We start from the raw sequence: 18,306 nt of genomic DNA, 5'->3' as shown, positions 1-18,306 counted from the left end.
CGTCAGGTGAGGCGGGCGATCAGCTCGCGGAGCCGGGGGGACATTTCGGCGGGGAGGGCGTCGAGGGGGCACCAGCGGGCCTCCAGGATCTCCGCGGTGTCGAGGTGGAGGCGGCCGCCCGCCACGCGGGCGTCGTAGTAGACCTCGACGCGGTAGCGGTAGCCGCCCGCGAGGTGGACGGGCGGCCCCGCGACCTCGGCCGTCAGGGACGTCTCCTCCCGGATCTCGCGGATCACCGCGTCCTCCGGCCTCTCACCGGCCTCGATGTAGCCGCCGGGCAAGCCCCAGGCGCGGTAGGCGGGCCACAGCCTGTGCCGGAGCAGCAGGATCCGGCCGTGGTCGTCGCGGACGATTCCGGCGGCGTACACCAGGAACGTGTCGTGCCGCAGGCGGGCGAGCCGCCATTGCGCGCGCCCGCCCAGGCGCTTCCACAGGCGTGCGAGCAGGCGGGGGAGCAGCGTGCCGCGATGATCGGCGGACCTTCCCCCCGGTGGGCGGATCTGTGCTTTCACGTGGGCGTCTACCTGTTCCCGTTATGTGATCTTCGCGGCGGGGCCGATGCGGGTCCATTGTCGCGGCTTCCGGCGGTACGCGGGCCGTCCCGCGCCCGCCGTGGCGATGACCTGCGTGGACGGGTGCTCTCACGAGGGCGGGAGGTAAATGTGGCGTTTCTAGGGGACAGCGTGCTTTGTCGAAGTCGTAGTGAATTCTTGAGTGGCGGAAGTTACGGTTCCGGAGGATTGAGTGCGGCAAGGGCGAAATCTGACAAAGATTGTTGATCAGAACGTGCGCTTCCCGGAAAGGCGCGCGGGGTATAAAGGGGTGGATCTTTTCCCGTTCCCCGTTCCCGTCCCGGAGTCCCGATGCGCCTCCCCCGCCCCTGCCTGCTCACCTTCGGCGCGGCCGCCTTCGCCGCCGGTTCCCTCACCTGGCCCGGGACCGCCTCGGCGGCCACGACGAACTACGTCGCCCTCGGCGACTCGTACTCGTCCGGGACCGGCGCGGGGGACTACGACCCCGCGAGCGGCGCGTGCAACCGCAGCGCCAACGCCTATCCGAAGCTGTGGGCGGCGGCCCACGCGACGGGTTCGTTCAAGTTCGTCGCCTGCTCCGGCGCGACGACCACCACGGTCGCCGACGGCCAGCTCGGCGCGCTGGGCTCGTCCACGACGCTGGTGAGCATCTCGGTCGGCGGGAACGACGCGGGCTTCTCCGACGTCATGCTGACCTGCGTACTGCAGTCGGACTCGGCGTGCGTGACCGCGGTGAACAAGGCCAAGACCTATATGAAGAACACGTTGCCGGGCAAACTCGACTCGGTGTACACGAAGATCCGGTCCAAGGCGCCGTCCGCGCAGGTCGTGGTGCTCGGGTACCCGCGGCTCTACAAGATCGTCGATGTGTGCGTGGGGCTCAGCAACACCAAGCGCACCGCGCTGAACGGCGCCGCCGACGCCCTCGACTCGGCCATCGCCTCGGCGGTGGGGCGCGCCGGCTTCACCTGGTCGGACGTGCGCGACGAGTTCTCCGGGCACGAGCTGTGCTCCGGCGAGGACTGGCTCAACTCGGTGACCGTCCCGTTCGAGTCGTCCTACCACCCCACGGCGAAGGGGCACCGGGGCGGCTATCTGCCCGCGCTCAGCGGCTCCGCCAAGGTGCCGGTGCACGCGCAGACCTGAGCCGGGGACGTCAGGCCCGGCCGCTCCGCCGGCGCCAGTACGCGACCGTGACGGCGGCCAGCAGCGGGCCCCACAGCACGAGCGGCGCGTAGGCGGAGAAGGCCAGCACGCCCTCCCAGGTGTGGAGGTCCATGGGGCCGTCGCCCTCGGCCGGGCGTCCCTGGAGGGTCCTCCCCAGGGGGATGGTGACGGCGGCGACCGTCCACAGCAGCGTCAGGGCCGCGGCGCCCAGGGCGGCGGGGATGACGGCGCCGAGGGGCGGCACGCGCCGTCCGCGCAGGAAGGGGACCCAGCGCGGGAACACCTCGCCCCATCCCGACACCAGCCCGACGGCGGTGAAGGCGAGGCCCTCCGACAGGACCGACAGGAGCACCACGTAGATCTCGATGGGCAGCCAGCCCGGGAGGCTCCCGCCGTCCTGGAGGTCGTCCCCGCCCGCGATGATCGGCAGGTGCAGGGTGATCCCGGCGATCCGCCACAGGCCGGACGGCAGGGCGAGGAACGGGATGGCGCAGGCGGCCACCCGCGCCCAGCGGGGGACACCGGCGGCGGGGGCGTGGGCGGACTTCCAGGCCGCGCCCATCCGCGCGGTCGCGAGGGTCGTCATGTCCTTGACGATCGCACGGGGCGTGGCGCCGGCTGATCGCCCCGGAGGGGGAACCGCCTCCCCCGGGCGGGGGATCTGTCTTACTACGTAAAGGTCACCGGCGGAGTGTCCGATAAGCGAACAGGCCCACCGGCACCGGCGCCCAGAACGTGATCGCGCGGAACAGCAGGACGGCCTGCAGGGCGGGCCCCGCCGCGATGCCGAGGGCGGCGAGCGCGGCGACGAGGGCCGCCTCGGTGGAGCCGACGCCGCCCGGGGACGGGACCGCCGAGCTCGCCGCGGCCCCGACCAGGTAGGCGGCCAGCAGCGCGAGGACGTCCCCGGGCCCGGTGGTGGTGCCCGGCACGGCGAGGACGCTGAGCGAGAACGCCAGCCCGAGGACGAGGGTGGTCGTCGCGGACGCGCCGAGGGTGACCGCGAGGTCGCGGGGCCGGCGGCACAGGTCGGCGAGGCCGCCGACCGCGCGTCCCACCGCGGCGGAGCGGGCGGCGCGGCGGCCCATCAGCACGGCCGCGGGGACCAGCACCCCGGCGACGACGAGCAGCGGGACGGGACGGACGAGTCCGGCGGCCTGCGCGGCGTGGCTGCCGAGGGCGTCGAGCATGCGGTCGTCCCCGCCGCCGGTGCCGAGGACGGCGGCCATCAGCAGCAGGTCGGCGGGCAGCCCGGCGACCTGCAGCACGGCCACGGCGACCGCGGCGCGGGGGAGCGGGAGGCCGCGGCAGACGAGGTAGCGGGTGTTGACGGCGACGGCGCCGAGGCCGCCCGGTGTGATCCGGTTGGCGGCCGCGGCGGTGAACTGCGTGAGCGTCGTCTCGTACAGCGGCAGCGCGCGGCCCGCCGCGCCGCGCAGCGCGACCGCGGCGAAGACGTAGTGCAGCAGGGACAGCAGGACGAGCACGGGCAGGAACCCCCACCGCATGTGCCGGACCACGGTCGCGGCCGGGCCGAGCGGGCCGGGCCCGAAGACCAGGATCGCGACGGTGGCGAGCCCTGTCAGGAGCAGGCCCGCGACGGCCCAGCGGGTCCGCGGGGACGGCGGGGGTCTTCCGGTGATCGCCGCGGCGTCGCCGCCGTCGTCGGGGAGCCTGGCGGGCGCCGCGTGTCCAGCGCCGGCGGTGATCGTCTCCACACCCTATTAGTCGGCCTTTTGTCTGAAGCGTATGCGACCGGGGGCTGCCCGGCAGCGGAACGTGCCATGGGGGGTTGGTGGCGGGCGCCGGCGGACCCGCCCGTGCGGGCCCGCCGGGGGGAGTCAGGCGGTCCAGCGGGGGTCGCGGCCGAGGTAGTGCAGGAGCGCGGCGACGTCGTCGTCGCCGTCCCCTTCGATCGCGTCGGCGTAGGCGCCGTACTGGCGCAGCGGCTCGACGATCTCCTTGGCGACGGTGAGCAGCTCGCGGGCGAGGTCGCCGGTGAGCGGCGACGGCCGTCCGGTGGCCATGGCGATGTCCCAGGCGTGGACGGCGGCGTCGAGCGCGGCGGCGCCGGCCCCGACGCGCGGGGGGAGGGCGTTCGGGGGGACGGGGACGGGCACGGTCCCGGCGTCCTTGTCGACGGTGGCCCAGGCGGCGGCGCACGCGGCCAGCATCGGCTCCAGGAACGCGCCCGGGTCGCCGTCGATGGTCCCGGACGGCGCGAAGGGGTCGAAGCCGGGGCCGGGCCCGCCGGTGATGGCGGCGGCGAAGGCCAGCTGGTCGCCGGCCGCGTGCTGGACGACCTGGGTGACGTCCCATTCGGTGCAGGGCGTGGGCCATGTCCAGGCTCCGGCGGGGACCTCCCGGACGGCGGTGCGCAGGGCCTCGTGCGCGGTGTCGAGAACGTTCCAGCCTGACGTGGTCGCGTCCATCATCGTCTCTCCCTCGGTGCGTTGCGGTGTCTCCACTATAGCAGAACGGAACGATACGTTCCACTCGTGAAGTTTTCTCGGAGCAGGCGTCGTTTTGGGCACCGTCATTGATTCTTTTCACACTATGATTAGGAAGAACTACGTTCGGTGACCATCGCCCGATGGGGGAGTGAGACGACCATGACCAGCGCCCACCAGCGATTGGGCGAGCGCATCCAGGACTTCCGCGGCGCCGTGGGCAGGCGCCGCGCACGCCCCGCCAAGGCGCCGGGGACCAGGGCGATCGTGCTGACGTGCAGCGACTATCTCGCCATCGCCGAGCATCCGGAGATCAGCGGCGCGATGATCGCGAGCCTGCGCGCGGCGGAGGGGGCGGCGCCGCTGCCCGGCCCGTGCCTGCCCGACGACCATCCGCAGATCCGGCTGGGCAGCGCCTTCGCGCGGCACATGGACGCCGGCGCCGGGGTGCTGTGCCCGTCCGGGTGGGCGGCCAACACCGGGCTGCTGCAGGTCGTCGCGGGCCCCGACGTCCCGGTCTACCTGGACGTCCTGGCGCACATGTCGCTGTGGGAGGGCGCGCGGGCGGCGGGGGCCGAGATCGCCTACTTCCGCCACAACGACCTCGGGCACCTGCGGCGCCGCATCGAGGTCGGCGGCTCCGGCGTGATCGTCGCCGACGCCGTCTACAGCACCGACGGCTCGGTCTGCCCGCTGCGCGGCCTGGTCGAGGTGGCGCGCGAGCACGGCTGCCTGCTGGTGGTCGACGAGTCGCACTCGCTCGGCACGCACGGCGAGCGCGGCGAGGGGCTGGTCTCCGCGCTCGGCCTCGCGGCGCGGGTCGACTTCCGCACCGCCAGCCTGGCCAAGGCGCTGCCCGGGCGGGCCGGCCTGATCACCTGCAACCGCGCGGACTTCGCGGAGTACTTCAAGCACACGGCGTTCCCGTCGGTCTTCAGCACGACGCTGCTGCCGCACGACATCGCCGGGCTCGCGGCGGCGCTGGAGGTCGTCCGGGAGGAGGGCTGGCGGCGGGAGCGGCTGCGCAAGGTCACCGGCCGCCTGCGCCGGGGGCTGACCGCGCTCGGCTACGACCTGGGCGAGGGCGACACGCAGATCATCGCCCTGCACGCCGCCTCGGAGGCCGACGCGATGCTGCTCCGCGACGCGCTGGCGGGCCGCGACATCTTCAGCGCCGCGCTGTTCCCGCCCGCCACGTCGCTGCGCCGCACGCTGGTCCGCCTGTCCATGCACGCGGGCCTGAGCGACGACGACGTGGAACGCATCCTGGTGGCCTGTCGCGAACTGTGTGACAAGGTGCAGATGCCCGCCTCCCCGCACCGGGCCTGAGACCGGGGGCGCGTCCGCCGGGACGGGCGGGCAGGACGGGCGGGCAGGACGGGCGGGCAGGACGGGCGGGCAGGACGGGCGGGGCAGGTTCGGCGGGGAGGACGGGCGGTCAGGCGGAGAGTTCCGCGGCGAGGGCGGCGGCGAAGGCGTCCACGTCGTCCTCGGTGAGGTCGAAGGAGCACACCCAGCGGACCTCTCCGGTCCGCTCGTCCCAGGTGTAGAACGCGAACCGCTTGCGCAGACGCTCCGCCGCGTCCTCCGGCATGACGGCGAACACCGCGTTCGCCTCGACGGGGCGGACGATCTCGACCCCCGGCAGGCCGCGCGCCGCGTCCGCCAGGCGGCGCGCCATCGCGTTGGCGTGCCGGGCGTTGCGCAGCCACAGGTCGCCGTCCAGGAGCGCGACGAGCTGGGCCGACAGGTAGCGCATCTTCGACGCCAGTTGCATGCCGGTCTTGCGCAGGAACGCCATGCCCCGCACCGCGTCCGGGTTCAGGACGACGATCGCCTCGCCCAGCAGCAGCCCGTTCTTGGTGCCGCCGAACGACAGCACGTCCACCCCGGCGTCGGCGGTGAAGGCGCGCATCGGCAGGTCGAGCGCCGCCGCCGCGTTGGCGATCCGGGCGCCGTCCATGTGGACGAGCATGCCCCGCCCGTGCGCCGCGGCCGCGACCGCCGTGATCTCCTCCGGGGTGTAGACGGTGCCCAGCTCGGTGCTCTGGGTGATCGACACCGCCGAGGGCTGGGCGCGCTGCACGTTGCCGAACCCCGTCGCGTACCGGTCGAGGAGGGCGGGGGTCATCTTGCCGTCGGGCGTGGGGACGGGGATCAGCTTCAGGCCGGCGACCTTCTCCGCGGCGCCGCACTCGTCGGTGTTGATGTGCGCGGAGTCGGGGCAGAGCACCGCGCTCCACCGTTCCGACATCGCCTGCAGCGAGACGACGTTCGCGCCCGTCCCGTTGAACACCGGGAACACCTCGGCGCGCTCGCCGAAGTGGCGCCGGACGACGTCGCCGAGCCGCGCGGTGACGGTGTCGGCGCCGTAGGCGGGCTGGTGGCCGTCGTTCACCGCGGCCAGTGCCGCGAGGACGTCGGGGTGGACGGACGCCTGGTTGTCGCTGGCGAAGCCGCGCGCCGCGGGCCCGCCGGGCGGCTCAGGAGAGCTCACGCCGTGTCCCGTTCAGCTCGGCGGCGGGCCGGATCCAGAGGCCCGCGACGGCGTCCGCCAGGTCGTCGACGTGGGTGAGGCGGCTGAAGTCGGCGTCGGGGCGCTTCTCGCGCATCTCGTCGGTGAGCAGCGCCTCGACCACCAGGATGACGGCGGCGGGGCCGGCGTCCCCGTCCGCGCCGCCCCCGGGGGCCGGGGGCGGGTCGGCGGCGAAGGAGTCGGCCATCGCGAGCGTCCACGCCTCGGACGCGGCCTTCGCGGTGGCGTACGCGGCGGCGTTCTGCTTGGGGTGGCGGGCGGCGTGCTGCGAGACGATCGCGAACCGTCCGCGTGGCGCGGCGCGCAGGTGCCGGTGGAAGGCGAGCGTCGCGTGCTGCAGCGTCCGGACGAGCTGGTCGTGCAGGAACGTCCAGTCGTCCAGGTCGGTGTCCTCGAAGGGGGTGCCGCCGCGCCAGCCGCCCACCAGGTGGACGAGCCCGTCGACGCGGCCGTGCCGCTCGGCGACGCCGGCGGCCCACGCGCGGGTGGCGGCGGCGTCCAGCAGGTCCACCACGGCGGGGGAGACGCGGTCGTCGCCCCAGTCGAGGGGGCGGCGGCCCGCGGCGACGACGTGCGTGCCGCCCGCCGCGAGGCGCCGCGTCACCGCCTGCCCGGCTGCGCCGTTCGCGCCGGTCACCACGACGACCCGTCCGGTCCCGCCTTCGCCGCCCGCAGATTCCGTCATGCGGCCCATTCTCGCGGATCACCGCGGCGCGCGGGACCCCGGGCCGGGCGGCCCGGGGCCGGTGGTATCGGTGTGGCAGGTGCGTGTGGCAGGCGGGTGTCAGGCGGGACGGTCGGTGACGTGCTCGGCGGGGTGCGGCGGGGACGGCTCGGGGACGGGGGCGGGAGCGGGCGTGTCGGCCGTGCGGGCGCCGGCGCGGACGCGGAGGGCGTCGACGTCGTCGCCGAGCCTGGCCATGGTCGCCTGCAGGTCGCGCCAGAGCCCGGCGCGCTGCTCGGTCTGGGCGAGCTTGGTGCGCAGGTCGCCGATGCGCCGCTCGGCGGCGTCGAGGCGGGCGCGGTTCCCGGCGGTGTCGCGGCCCGTGCGGATGAGGCTGGTGGCGACGGCGGCCAGGTCGCGCTCGGTGTCGTCCATCCGCTCGTCGAGGCGGGGCAGCAGCCGCTCGTTGAGCTGGGCGACGAGCGACTCCACCTCGGCGCGCAGCGCGGCCAGCTCCTCGTCGCGCGAGCGCACCGACGCCTCCAGGGTGCGTATACGCTCCGCGTACGACGGGAGGAGACGCTCCAGTTCCGCCGACCGTTCCAGGTCCCGGCCCAGTCTCGCGAGCAGGCGCGAGCCCTCGCGGACGCCCGTGCGCAGCCGCTGCTCCGCCTCGGCTGCGGCACGGCGGACGAGACCCGGGATCATGGTCATGGTGCTCCCCCCAGGGGTGGGTGTCGGATGTCCCCTCACTTTAGGCGAACTGGCATGAAACGGTTCATGTACGGTGCGTGTCGGTGCGAGAAACGGCGTGTTTTCGGACACCGTCCGGATACCGCGCCCGCGATGGGCGGGCGGGCAGGGCACCGCAGGTGCACAGTCCCCGCAGGACGATGAGCCGGGCGCGGTCGGCGGTGTAGTCGGTCCGGCTCAGGGCCGGGCGGACGCGCTGACAGGTCAGGCACAGCATGCTCTTCCTCCCCCTGGTGCCGGAGGCGGCGGCAGCGGCCCGCCCCGCCCGCCCCGCGCGCATTCCCCCCGGAGGCGCGCGGGGCGGCGGAGCCCACAGGATGGTCCGCTGCCTTCCGGCGTGGAGGTACGGTAGGCGCGGCCACGTTGCATACACGTTGCGACCATTCCATTACCGATGGTGTCCGGTTGCGGGCGGGTCGGGTTCGCGGGAACCGGTTGCGCGGCCCGGTGTCCTGGGCCGATCCTCGGACGGGCCGAGGGTTCTCCGTCCGGGAAAGGGCTGATGGTGGTGCACGATCAGGCCGCGCCGGCACCGCACGCGTGCCGCGAGCCCGGGGACCTGGCGCGCGGGCTCGCCCTCGCCCACGAGGCGGCGCACGCCGCGGGTCCCGGCGGATCTCGGGACGGGGGCGGCCGGTCCGACGCGAGCCCCGTCCCGCGCGCTCCCATCGCCGAGTCGTGGCGGCGGTCCCGGGAGGCCGGGGTGGACGCCGGGATGCCGGCGGCGCCGCTGGTGTTCGACCGCGACCGCCTCGCCGACGTGCGTGCCGCGCACCCGCTGGACCCCCACCTGCCGCTGCTGCGCGACCTGCTGCGCGGCGTCGCCGACGCGTCGGACCACCTGATGGTGATCGCCGACGCGGCGGGCCACGCGCTGTGGACGCAGGGCCCGCCCGCCGCCCGCCGCGCCGCCGACGTGGTCGGGCTGACCGAGGGGTTCTGCTGGTCGGAGGGGACGGTCGGCACCAACGGCATCGGCACCGCGCTGGCCACCGGCCGCCCCGAGTACGTGTACGCCGCCGAGCACGTCGCGCACGTCCTGCACCGCTGGTCATGCGCCGGCGCCCCGATCACCGATCCCGACTCCGGGCAGGTGATCGGCTGCGTCGACGTCAGCGCCGTCGCCGACGCGCTGCATCCCGCGACGCTCGCGCTCGTCGCCGCGGTGGCGCGGCTCGCCGAGGCCCGCCTGGAGGTCGACATGCGGCGGCGGGACGAGCGGCTCCGCGAGCGGTTCCTGCCGCGGCTGCGGGGGCTGCGCGGCGGCGGGCTGCTGGTGACCGCCACCGGCCGCGTCCTGGCCGCCGGGCCGGACGGGTGGCGCGGGCGGCGCCTCGGCGTCCCCGTCCCGGGGGGCGTCCTGACGCTGCCCGACGGCCGCGCCGCGGTCGCCGAGCCGCTCGGCGAGGTGTTCCTGCTGCGGATGCCGTCCGCGCGCCGCGCCGGGTCCGCCGCCGGGGCACCGGCCTCCGCGCGGGCCGCGGGCGGGGGGCCGCTGCTGTCGCTGTCGCTGCTCGGCACGGACCGCCCGTCCGCGCGGCTGGACGGCGTGCACCTGCCGCTCACGCCGCGGCACGCCGAGATCCTCGCGCTGCTGGCGCTGCACCCGGAGGGCCTGAACGGCGACCGGCTGTCGGCGCACCTGTACGGGGACGGGGGCAGCCCCGGCACCGTCCGCGCCGAGATCCACCGGCTGCGCGGGCAGCTCGGCGGCCTGGTCCGCGCCAAGCCCTACCGGCTCGCCTGCGCGGTGGACGCCGATTTCCTCACCGTCCGGCGGCTGCTGGACGAGGGGGACGTCGCCGCGGCCGTGCGGCTGTACGGGGGAGAGCTGCTGCCCCGCTCCGACGCGCCCGCCGTCCGCGCCGAGCGCGACGAGCTGGCGGTGCGGATCCGCGGGCTCGCGCTGGACCGCGGCGGCGCCGACGCGCTGTGGACCTACGCCCAGACCGAGCCGGGCCGCGCCGACCTGGAGGCGCTGGAGCGGCTCCGGTCCGTGCTGCCGCCGGGGGACCCGCGGCTGCCCACCGTCGCCTCCCGCCGGGCGCGCCTGCTCAGCGGCGACTGACGGCCGGGGGTCAGCCCGCGGGCGATCCCGCGGAGGTCAGGTGCGAGACGTCGTTGTAGCAGACGGCGACCAGCCCGCCGCCGTCGTGGCGCCAGCGGCTCAGCGAGGCGTTGCCGACCGGTGCCCGCTCGATGTCCAGGACCTCCCGCTCCGACAGCCCCTCCACCAGGTAGCGGGTCAGCACCACGATCGCGTCGTGCGCCACGACCAGCACCCGGCCGCCCGGCGCCGCCGCCTCCAGGTCGCGGTAGAAGCCGCGCAGGCGCAGCGCCACGTCCGTCCACGACTCGCCGCCGGGCGGGCGGTAGTAGAACTTGCCGAGCCGCCGCAGCCGCTCGGCCTCCGCGGGGAACCGGCTCCGGACCCCGGCGGGGGTGAGCCCTTCCAGGACGCCCTGCTCGCGGTCGCGGAGCCGCTCGTCGACCCGCGGGACCAGCCCGCCGGGGTCCCGCGGCGCGGCGTAGGAGGTCTGGGCGAGGGCGATCCGCGCGGTGTCGAGGGCGCGCAGGTAAGGGGACGCGACGACCATGGTGGGGCGCTCGTCCTCGGGGAGGGCGGCGAGCCGGTGCCCGAGCGCCGCCGCCTGCGCGCGGCCCTTCTCCGACAGCGGGACGTCGGCGTCGCGTTCACGGACGCCGGTCTCCTCGGCGCCGGACTCCAGCGCGGTCCCGTTCGCGACGTTGCCGGTGCTCTCACCGTGCCGGGTCAGGTTGAGCCATTGGAGGGCGTTCACCCACGCCATGCTGCCACGTCCCGCCGTCCCCCGGCGCCCGGACGGAGGGGCCCGGGAGCGCCGGAGGACGCCCGCGCGGCGTCCTCTACAGGGCGTAGTACTCTTTTCTCCCGTGACGGACGTCCTGGCCACCGTGATCATCGTGGTGGCGCTGCTGGCCGCCGCCCACGCCCTGGTGTCGGCGCTGCGCGACCGGGCGATGGGCGTCCCGCACCTGGTGGTGCTCGGGGTCCTGGAGGCGTTGCTGGTGGCGCAGGCCGTGGTCGGCTTCGTCAAGCTCGGCGGCGACGGGGGGCCCGGCGCCACGGCCACGTTCGTCGGCTACCTGCTGGGCGTGCTGCTCATCCCCGTCGCGGGCGCCGGGTGGGGCCTGCTGGAGCGCTCCCGCTACGGGCCGGGTGTGATCGTCGTCGCCTGCCTGGCCGTCGCGGTGATGATCGTCAGGATGCAGCAGATCTGGGACGGCACCGGTGCCTGAGCCCGAGGAGGTCGGGCCCGGAGCCCGTGCGGACGCCGGTGCCCGCGCCGGCACCGACCCCCGCACGGGCACCGCGGGGGCCCGCGCCGCCACGGGCACCGGGCCCGGGCGGCTGCTGGTCGCCGTCTACGCGATCTTCGCGCTGGCCGCGGGGGCGCGGGCCGGCGTGCAGATCGCCACGCGGTTCTCCGACGCGCCGGTCGCCTACACGCTGTCGGCGCTCGCCGCGGTCGTCTACGTCCTGGCGACGGCCGCGCTGGCCCGCGGCGGACGCGCCTCGTTCCGCGTCGCCGTCGCAGCGTGCACGGTGGAACTGGCCGGCGTGCTGGTCGTGGGCACGCTGAGCGTCGTCGACGCGTCGGCGTTCCCGGACGAGACGGTGTGGTCCGGCTTCGGGCGGGGCTATGGATTCGTGCCCCTCGTCCTGCCGGTGGTGGGACTTGTGTGGCTGCGCCGCACCGCCCGCACGGGTGGCGGTCCCCGTACGGGCGGTGGGCGCCCTGTGGGCGGCGGGTGAGCCCTCCGGCCACAGGTGCTGGGGCCACACGTGCGCGGGCGCGTCGTCGACGCGGCGTCCTGCGTCCGTGCGGCGGTCCGTTCCGGCGCCGGTGCGGCGCCCGGGAGCCGGACGGTCGGTGCGGGCCATCACTGCGCCGTCGGGACGGCGGCCGGCATGACGCGCCCGCCGATCGGCAGCGCGTGGACGGCGGCGCGCGTGATCTCCTCGACCTGGTCGGCGGTGTAGTCGGCGGTGGGGTTGCGGCGCATCCAGCGCACCAGCCTCAGCGGGCGCGCGAACGTGATGCCGTCCGCCTGGAAGGGCGTCCGGCGCGGCATCCGCCCGCCGTGGACGGCCAGCACCGGGGTCACCTTCACCGGCGTCCCCGCCCGCTCGGAGATCAGCCGCGCGGCGGCCTCGGCCCGCGCGGTCAGGCCGCCGACGAGCTTGGACTGCGTGCGGCCCTCGATGAACAGGCGCCCGCCGTGGTGGGAGAGCTCGAAGTCGGGCTGCCATGCCTCGTTGTGCACCAGCCACACGCCGCCGGGTCCGATGACGAGCTGGTCGGCGGGCCCGTGGCCGGGCACCATCCGCGCGATCAGCGTGCGGTGGCCGCGGCGTTCCAGGGTGAGGCGCAGCAGCCGGTTCATCCGGTCCTCGCCGCGCAGCCCGCGCCGCCACACGCTCGACGCCTGGTAAATCCGCCAATGCACCAGGGTGTCGGCGCCCGCGACCAGCAGTCCGGCCACGATTCCGAAAACGGCGTTGACCAGCGCCCCGCACAGTCCGAGCGCCACCAACGCCAGAATTGCGCGGGTCCGCAATCGCCCTTTTCGGTCCTTCTGCCAGAGTTCCTCGTAAACCGCCTGCGGCGAGCCCCCCGTGAACGCCGCCCTATCCCTGAGGTAGATGGAGCTGCCGATCATCCCGAACCTCCCGGCACCCTGCGATGACGACCTCATTATGGGGATACCCGAGGCTTTGTCGCCACACTTACCTTGGTGAGAGAAGTCAGTCCGCATGGCAACTTCGAGGGTCGAAGGTGCTGCTTACCTGGCCTTTCGTGAGGATTGGCCGGGCAAATTCCGGGGATGCTCTTAGAACGTTCTAGAGGAATGGACGAAATGCTCGATGCAACTATCACCGTAACCCGCACCGCGTTGTTCACGCCGGTGGCATTTCTCACATGGACGATCACCTGGCGGGCGCGGTAGTGACCACTGCCGCCACACTGGGGTGATGCAGCACACCCGCTCCCCGCGCCTGCCGGACGCGGAGGGCCTGCCCGTCCGCCGCGCCGTCCCCGCCCTGCGCGCGGCGCTCACCGGTCACGGCGCGGCCGTCCTCGCCGCCCCGCCGGGGACGGGCAAGACCACCCTCGTCCCCCTGGCCCTCGCGGGACTGGCCCTCGGCGGCCCGCCCGCCGACGGCAAGGTCCTCGTCCTGGAGCCGCGCCGCCTCGCCGCCCGCGCCGCGGCCCGCCGGATGGCCTGGCTGCTCGGCGAGCGGGTGGGCGGCCGCGTCGGCGTCGCCGTCCGCGGCGAGGCCCGCCCCGGCTCCCGCGTCGACGTCGTCACCACCGGCGTGCTGCTCCAGCGCCTCCAGTCCGACCCCGAGATCGCCGACGTCGGCACCGTGATCCTGGACGAGTGCCACGAGCGCCACCTGGACGCCGACACCGCGCTGGCCTTCCTGCTCGACGTGCGCGCCACGCTGCGCCCCGCGCTGCGGCTGGTCGCGGCGTCCGCCACCGCCGACACCGGCCCGTGGGCGCGGCTGCTCGGCGGAGCCTCCGGCCCGGCGCCGGTCGTGGAGACCGAGGCCGCCCTGCACCCCGTCGCGACGGTGTGGGCGCCGCCGCCCCGTCCCGTCCCGCCGCCCCACGGCACGCGCGTGGACCCGGCGTTCCTCGCCCACGTCGCCGGGACCGTCCGCCGCGCGCTCGATGAACGGGACGGCGACGTCCTGTGCTTCCTGCCGGGCGTGGGGGAGATCGCCCGCGTCGCGGGGCTGCTGGACGGCGTCCCCGCGGAGGTCCTGCGGATCCACGGGCAGGCGCCGCCCGCCATCCAGGACGCGGTGCTCGCCCCCGCCGCGGGCCGCCGCGTCGTCCTCGCCACCTCCGTCGCCGAGTCGAGCCTCACCGTCCCGGGGGTGCGCGTCGTCGTCGACGCGGGCCTGGCGCGCGAGCCGCGCACCGACCACGCCCGCGGCCTGGGGTCGCTGACCACCGTCCGCGCGTCCCGCGCCACCGCCGGGCAGCGCGCCGGACGCGCCGGGCGCGAGGCCCCCGGCACCGTCTACCGCTGCTGGGACGAGGCCGGGCACGACCGCCTCCCCGCCCGCCCGCGCCCCGAGATCGAGCTGGCCGACCTCACCTCCTTCGCCCTCCAGGCCGCGTGCTGGGGCGATCCCGCGGCGAGCGGCCTCGCCCTGCCCGACCCCCCGCCCGCCGCCGCCCTGGACGCCGCCCGCGCCACCCTCGGCGCGCTCGGCGCCGTCCACGGCGGCCGCGTCACCGCCCGGGGCCGCGCCCTCGCCCGCGTCGGCGTCCACCCCCGCCTGGCCCGCGCCCTGATCGACGGCGCCCGCGAGGTGGGCCCCCGCGACGCCGCCCAGATCGTCGCGCTGCTGTCGGAGCCGCCGCCCCGGGCGTCCGGCGACGACCTCACCGCCACCTGGCGCGCCCTCCGCCGCCCCGGCCGCCCCGAAGGCCCCCACGCCGCCCGCTGGCACGAGGAGACCCGCCGCCTCCGCACGGCCCTGGAGGCCGTCTCCGGCCGGGAGCCGGGCGGGGGTCCCGCCCGGAAGGCGGGGGACGACCTCGTGGCGGGGGCCGTGGTGGCGCTGGCGTTCCCGGAGCGGGTGGCGCGGGCGCGTCCGGGCGGGGGGTATCTGATGGCGTCGGGGACCGGGGCGGTGCTCGCGGACGGGTCGGCGCTGGCCGGGGCGCGTCCGGAGTGGCTGGCGATCGCGGCGGCCGACCGCCCGGCCGGGAACGCGTCGGCGCGGGTGCGGCAGGCGGTGGTGATCGACGAGGACGTGGCCCGGTCGGCGGCGGCCGCGCTGCTGGAGGCGGGCGAGGAGGTCGTCTGGCGGGACGGGGACGTGGTCGCGCGGCACGTCGAGCGGCTCGGCGCGATCGAGCTGGGGGCGCGGCCGCTGCGGGACCCCGGCCCGGGGCTCGTGCGGGCGGCGCTGCTGGAGGGCGTGCGCGCCGAGGGGCTCGGGCTGCTGACCTGGACGCCGGGAGCCGTCGCGCTGCGGCGGCGGCTGGCGTTCCTGCACGGCGCGCTGGGCGCGCCCTGGCCCGCGGTGGACGACGCGGCGCTGCTGGAGCGGCTCCCGGAACGGCTCGGCGGGGCGCGGCGGCGGGCCGACCTCGCGCGGGTGGACGTCGCGGCGCTGCTGCGGGGGCTGCTGCCGTGGGAGGCCGCGGCGCGGCTGGACGAGCTGGCGCCCGAACGGGTGCGGGTGCCGTCCGGGGCCCGGATCCGGGTGGACTACGCGGGGGAGCGGCCCGTCCTCGCGGCGCGGGTGCAGGAGCTGTTCGGCTGGGACGAGGCGCCCCGGCTCGCGGGCGGGCGGGTGCCGCTGGTGGTGCACCTGCTGTCCCCGGCGGGACGGCCCGCGGCGGTGACCTCCGACCTGGCGTCCTTCTGGGGCGAGGGGTACCGGGCCGTCCGGGCGGAGCTGCGGGGCCGCTACCCCCGGCACGCCTGGCCCGAGGACCCCCGCCGCGGTGACCCCCGGCGCGGTTGACGGCGGTCGGGGGGAGGCGGGTCAGCGGGAGGCGATCAGCGTCTCGATGCCGTCCAGGATGCGCGCCAGGCCGAACTCGAAGGCCCGGTCCGGGGCGACGGCGGCGTTGTACTCCTGGCCCGCGGCGGTGCCGACCCGGCCGCCGACCGGGTAGTCGGCCGGGTCGATGAGCCGCTCCAGCAGCGGCGCGGTGGCCTCCCACCACTCCAGGTCGCTGACGCCGCTGCGCCGCTCGGCCTCGGCGGCGTTCACCGACACGCGCGCGGCGCTCTCGGCGAAGCCGGTGACCAGCGCGACGACCGCGTCCATCTCCAGGTCGGTGAGCCCGACGCCCTCGATGGCCCGCAGCTCGTACTCGTACTTGGCGAGCATGTTCGGGCCCATCGGCGGGCGCGCGACGGCGACTTGGAGCATCCACGGGTGGCGGTGGAACAGCGCCCAGTTGTCGCGGGCGATGTGCTCCAGCCGGGCCCGCCAGGACGGGGCGGACGGCGGGGTCAGCCCGCCGACGGCGCGGTCCAGCATCACGTCGATCAGCTCGGCCTTGCCCGGCACGTAGGTGTAGATCGACATCGTGGCGACGCCGAGCTCGTCGGCGATGCGGCGCATGGACAGCGCGTCCAGGCCCTCGGCGTCGGCGATACCGACCGCGGCCCGGACGATGGCGTCCACGCTGAGGCGGGGCTTCGGGCCGCGCCGGGGCCTGTCCTGGACGCCCCACAGCAGCTCCAGGCTGCGCTTGGGGTCGCCGGTCCCGCTGAACTCGGTCGTCACCGTCGCATCCTCCCAGGGATGAAACTCCGTACTCCGTACGTTATAGTCGCCATGATGGTAAATCCGTATAGCGTACGGAGTTATGGGAGACCCATGAGCGAACCAGTCTTCGCGGTCGTGGCCGAGGGGCTGCGCAAGCGCTACGGCGACACCGACGCCCTCGCCGGGCTCGACCTGCGGGTGCCCGCCGGGACGGTGCACGGGCTGCTCGGCCCCAACGGCGCCGGCAAGACGACCGCCGTCCGCGTCCTGACCACCCTGACCCGCCCCGACGGCGGCACCGCCAGCGTCGCCGGGCACGACGTGGTGCGCGGCGCCGCCCGGGTCCGGACCCGGGTCGGCCTCGTCGGGCAGCACGCCGCGGTGGACGAGGTGCTCAGCGGGCGGCAGAACCTCGTCATGTTCGGCCGCCTCTACCACCTCGGCGCGCGCGCCGCCCGCAGGCGGGCCGACGAGCTGCTCGAACGGTTCCGGCTCACCGAGGCCGCCGGGCGTCCCGCCGGGGGGTACTCCGGCGGGATGCGGCGGCGCCTCGACCTGGCCGCGTCGATGATCCTCGCGCCGCCCGTGCTGTTCCTGGACGAGCCGACCACCGGCCTGGACCCCCGCGCCCGCGCCGAGGTGTGGGACGAGGTCCGCGCCCTGGTCGCCGGCGGGACGACCGTCCTGCTCACCACCCAGTACCTGGAGGAGGCCGACCGCCTCGCCGACGCGGTCTCGGTGATCGACCGCGGCCGCGTCATCGCCGAGGGCGCCCCCGACCGGCTCAAGGCCCGGCTCGGCGGCGACCGCGTCGAGGTCGTCGTGCAGGACCCGGCCGCGCTGCCGGTGGCCGCGGCGATCGTCTCCCGCGCCGCCGGGGCCGAGGCGGACGTCGACGCCGGGGCGCTGCGGGTGGGCGCGCCCGCGGCCGACCGCGCCGCCGCGCTCACCACGGCCGTCCGGGAACTGGACGCCGCGGGCGTGCGCGTCGCCGACGTCGGGCTGCGCCGGCCCACGCTGGACGAGGTGTTCCTGCACCTCACCGGGAACGCGACCACGGAGGTGCCCGCATGACGACCCTGCCGGAGACCCCGGCCGGACGGCTCCGCTGGGCCGTCGCCGACAGCCGGACCCTGACCGTCCGCGCCCTCGCGCACTGGGCCCGCAGTCCCGGCGACGTCGTCGTCGGGCTGCTGTTCCCGGTGATGGTCGTGCTGATGATGGGCTACCTGTTCGGCGGCCAGATGGACGTGCCCGGCGGCGGGCGCTACCGGGAGTTCATCGTGCCCGGCATGTTCGCGATGACGATGGTGTTCGGCGTGGAGACCACCTTCGCCGCCGTCGCCGGGGACGCCGCCAAGGGCGTGACCGACCGGTTCCGCTCCATGCCGACCGCGCCGTCGGCGGTCATCGCCGGGCGCGGCGCCGCCGACATGCTGCACTCGGCCGCCGCGCTGGCGGTCATGGCCGTCTGCGGCCTGCTCATCGGCTGGCGCGCGCACGAGGGCCCCGCGAAGGCGCTGGCCGGGCTCGGGCTGCTGCTGCTCCTGCGGTTCGCGCTCGTCTGGGTGGGCGTCTACCTGGGGCTGGTCGCCAAGGGGCCGGAGTCGGTCGTCACCGTCCAGATCCTGGTGTGGCCGATCGGGTTCCTGTCCAGCGCCCTCGTCGCGCCCGGGACCATGCCGGGATGGCTCGGCGCGATCGCCGAGTGGAACCCGATGTCGGCGACCGTCACCGCCTGCCGCGGGCTGTTCGGCGACCCGGCGGCCACGGGCGGGTCGTGGGCGGCGCAGCACGGCGTCCTGATGGCCGTGGCCTGGCCGCTGCTGATCACGGCGGTGTTCTTCCCCCTCGCCGCGCGCCGCTACCGCACCATGGGCCGGTGAACGGGTCCCGCCTGGGACGGG

18 protein-coding genes are annotated in these 18,306 nt (G+C 75.9%); 8 read left to right on the top strand and 10 right to left on the bottom strand.

Going from position 1 to position 18,306, the window contains the following annotated elements:
- Positions 1-2: 2 nt before the first annotated feature.
- Positions 3-512 carry an NUDIX domain-containing protein gene (locus AGRA3207_RS05530; protein ID WP_231333465.1) on the bottom strand — a complete coding sequence of 170 codons (510 nt, stop codon included), beginning with the start codon at positions 510-512 and terminating at the stop codon, positions 3-5.
- Positions 513-863: 351 nt separating this feature from the next.
- On the opposite strand from AGRA3207_RS05530, the gene AGRA3207_RS05525 reads away from it, so the two are divergent.
- On the top strand, positions 864-1,679 hold the full coding sequence (locus tag AGRA3207_RS05525) for an SGNH/GDSL hydrolase family protein (RefSeq protein WP_231333464.1): 816 nt from the start codon (positions 864-866) through the stop codon (positions 1,677-1,679).
- A 10-nt stretch (positions 1,680-1,689) separates the two neighbouring features.
- Here the strand turns inward: AGRA3207_RS05525 and AGRA3207_RS05520 are convergent, their stop codons facing one another.
- From AGRA3207_RS05520 to AGRA3207_RS05510, 3 genes are all read right to left on the bottom strand, one after another.
- The gene (locus tag AGRA3207_RS05520) at positions 1,690-2,286 is read right to left on the bottom strand and encodes a hypothetical protein (RefSeq protein WP_231333463.1); all 597 of its coding nucleotides are present in this window, start codon (positions 2,284-2,286) and stop codon (positions 1,690-1,692) included.
- A 94-nt stretch (positions 2,287-2,380) separates the two neighbouring features.
- Positions 2,381-3,418 carry a lysylphosphatidylglycerol synthase transmembrane domain-containing protein gene (locus AGRA3207_RS05515; RefSeq protein ID WP_231333462.1) on the bottom strand — a complete coding sequence of 346 codons (1,038 nt, stop codon included), beginning with the start codon at positions 3,416-3,418 and terminating at the stop codon, positions 2,381-2,383.
- Between the two features lie 123 nt (positions 3,419-3,541).
- A complete protein-coding gene (locus tag AGRA3207_RS05510) occupies positions 3,542-4,135 on the bottom strand; it encodes a TIGR03086 family metal-binding protein (protein WP_231333461.1) in 594 nt (197 codons plus the stop codon).
- Between the two features lie 177 nt (positions 4,136-4,312).
- On the opposite strand from AGRA3207_RS05510, the gene cqsA reads away from it, so the two are divergent.
- Positions 4,313-5,479, top strand: a complete 1,167-nt coding sequence (cqsA, locus tag AGRA3207_RS05505) for an alpha-hydroxyketone-type quorum-sensing autoinducer synthase (protein ID WP_231333460.1) — start codon at positions 4,313-4,315, stop codon at positions 5,477-5,479.
- A 109-nt stretch (positions 5,480-5,588) separates the two neighbouring features.
- Here cqsA and AGRA3207_RS05495 read toward each other — a convergent pair whose 3' ends face one another.
- The 3 genes from AGRA3207_RS05495 to AGRA3207_RS05485 all read right to left on the bottom strand — a co-directional run bounded on the left by AGRA3207_RS05495 (position 5,589) and on the right by AGRA3207_RS05485 (position 8,064).
- The gene (locus tag AGRA3207_RS05495; RefSeq protein WP_231333459.1) at positions 5,589-6,647 is read right to left on the bottom strand and encodes a threonine aldolase family protein; all 1,059 of its coding nucleotides are present in this window, start codon (positions 6,645-6,647) and stop codon (positions 5,589-5,591) included.
- Positions 6,634-7,371: an SDR family NAD(P)-dependent oxidoreductase gene (locus tag AGRA3207_RS05490; RefSeq protein ID WP_231333458.1), complete on the bottom strand. Its 738-nt coding sequence runs from the start codon at positions 7,369-7,371 to the stop codon at positions 6,634-6,636. Before AGRA3207_RS05490 ends, AGRA3207_RS05495 begins: the two co-directional genes overlap by 14 nt.
- 99 nt (positions 7,372-7,470) lie before the next feature.
- Positions 7,471-8,064, bottom strand: coding sequence for a hypothetical protein (locus tag AGRA3207_RS05485; protein WP_231333457.1), 594 nt, complete (start codon positions 8,062-8,064; stop codon positions 7,471-7,473).
- Positions 8,065-8,605: 541 nt separating this feature from the next.
- On the opposite strand from AGRA3207_RS05485, the gene AGRA3207_RS05480 reads away from it, so the two are divergent.
- A complete protein-coding gene (locus tag AGRA3207_RS05480) occupies positions 8,606-10,171 on the top strand; it encodes a GAF domain-containing protein (RefSeq protein ID WP_231333456.1) in 1,566 nt (521 codons plus the stop codon).
- Positions 10,172-10,181: 10 nt separating this feature from the next.
- On the opposite strand, the gene AGRA3207_RS05475 is transcribed toward AGRA3207_RS05480, so the two are convergent.
- Complete coding sequence (locus tag AGRA3207_RS05475) at positions 10,182-10,913, bottom strand: histidine phosphatase family protein (RefSeq protein WP_231333455.1); 732 nt, start codon at positions 10,911-10,913, stop codon at positions 10,182-10,184.
- Between the two features lie 103 nt (positions 10,914-11,016).
- Between AGRA3207_RS05475 and AGRA3207_RS05470 the strand changes: the two genes are divergently transcribed.
- A complete protein-coding gene (locus AGRA3207_RS05470; protein WP_231333454.1) occupies positions 11,017-11,382 on the top strand; it encodes a hypothetical protein in 366 nt (121 codons plus the stop codon).
- A 112-nt stretch (positions 11,383-11,494) separates the two neighbouring features.
- On the top strand, positions 11,495-11,899 hold the full coding sequence (locus tag AGRA3207_RS05465; protein WP_231336240.1) for a hypothetical protein: 405 nt from the start codon (positions 11,495-11,497) through the stop codon (positions 11,897-11,899).
- 128 nt (positions 11,900-12,027) lie between these two features.
- On the opposite strand, the gene AGRA3207_RS05460 is transcribed toward AGRA3207_RS05465, so the two are convergent.
- Positions 12,028-12,678 (bottom strand): NERD domain-containing protein, encoded by a 651-nt coding sequence (locus AGRA3207_RS05460; RefSeq protein ID WP_231333453.1) that lies wholly within the window; start codon positions 12,676-12,678, stop codon positions 12,028-12,030.
- A gap of 442 nt (positions 12,679-13,120) precedes the next feature.
- Here AGRA3207_RS05460 and hrpB point away from each other — a divergent pair, with 442 nt between their 5' ends.
- Positions 13,121-15,643, top strand: coding sequence for an ATP-dependent helicase HrpB (gene hrpB / locus AGRA3207_RS05455; RefSeq protein ID WP_231333452.1), 2,523 nt, complete (start codon positions 13,121-13,123; stop codon positions 15,641-15,643).
- A gap of 21 nt (positions 15,644-15,664) precedes the next feature.
- Here the strand turns inward: hrpB and AGRA3207_RS05450 are convergent, their stop codons facing one another.
- On the bottom strand, positions 15,665-16,417 hold the full coding sequence (locus AGRA3207_RS05450) for a TetR/AcrR family transcriptional regulator (protein WP_231333451.1): 753 nt from the start codon (positions 16,415-16,417) through the stop codon (positions 15,665-15,667).
- Positions 16,418-16,510: 93 nt separating this feature from the next.
- Between AGRA3207_RS05450 and AGRA3207_RS05445 the strand changes: the two genes are divergently transcribed.
- Complete coding sequence (locus tag AGRA3207_RS05445; RefSeq protein WP_231333450.1) at positions 16,511-17,473, top strand: ATP-binding cassette domain-containing protein; 963 nt, start codon at positions 16,511-16,513, stop codon at positions 17,471-17,473.
- A complete protein-coding gene (locus AGRA3207_RS05440; RefSeq protein WP_231333449.1) occupies positions 17,470-18,285 on the top strand; it encodes an ABC transporter permease in 816 nt (271 codons plus the stop codon). Before AGRA3207_RS05445 ends, AGRA3207_RS05440 begins: the two co-directional genes overlap by 4 nt.
- The last annotated feature ends 21 nt before the right edge of the window (positions 18,286-18,306 follow it).

Origin of the sequence: Actinomadura graeca (genome assembly GCF_019175365.1) — a bacterium.
Taxonomy (GTDB): Bacteria; Actinomycetota; Actinomycetes; order Streptosporangiales; family Streptosporangiaceae; genus Spirillospora; species Spirillospora graeca.
Note: the sequence above shows the minus strand (reverse complement) of the source record. Positions and strands in the feature narration are given on the sequence as shown.

Excerpts from the sequence above, each read along its gene's own strand:
- AGRA3207_RS05525 (WP_231333464.1), top strand. The coding sequence starts at position 864 with ATGCGCCTCCCCCGCCCCTGCCTGCTCACCTTCGGCGCGGCCGCCTTC.
- AGRA3207_RS05520 (WP_231333463.1), bottom strand. The coding sequence starts at position 2,286 with ATGACGACCCTCGCGACCGCGCGGATGGGCGCGGCCTGGAAGTCCGCC.
- AGRA3207_RS05510 (WP_231333461.1), bottom strand. The coding sequence starts at position 4,135 with ATGATGGACGCGACCACGTCAGGCTGGAACGTTCTCGACACCGCGCAC.
- cqsA (WP_231333460.1), top strand. The coding sequence starts at position 4,313 with ATGACCAGCGCCCACCAGCGATTGGGCGAGCGCATCCAGGACTTCCGC.
- AGRA3207_RS05490 (WP_231333458.1), bottom strand. The coding sequence starts at position 7,371 with ATGACGGAATCTGCGGGCGGCGAAGGCGGGACCGGACGGGTCGTCGTG.
- AGRA3207_RS05485 (WP_231333457.1), bottom strand. The coding sequence starts at position 8,064 with ATGACCATGATCCCGGGTCTCGTCCGCCGTGCCGCAGCCGAGGCGGAG.
- AGRA3207_RS05480 (WP_231333456.1), top strand. The coding sequence starts at position 8,606 with ATGGTGGTGCACGATCAGGCCGCGCCGGCACCGCACGCGTGCCGCGAG.
- AGRA3207_RS05475 (WP_231333455.1), bottom strand. The coding sequence starts at position 10,913 with ATGGCGTGGGTGAACGCCCTCCAATGGCTCAACCTGACCCGGCACGGT.
- hrpB (WP_231333452.1), top strand. The coding sequence starts at position 13,121 with ATGCAGCACACCCGCTCCCCGCGCCTGCCGGACGCGGAGGGCCTGCCC.
- AGRA3207_RS05445 (WP_231333450.1), top strand. The coding sequence starts at position 16,511 with ATGAGCGAACCAGTCTTCGCGGTCGTGGCCGAGGGGCTGCGCAAGCGC.
- AGRA3207_RS05440 (WP_231333449.1), top strand. The coding sequence starts at position 17,470 with ATGACGACCCTGCCGGAGACCCCGGCCGGACGGCTCCGCTGGGCCGTC.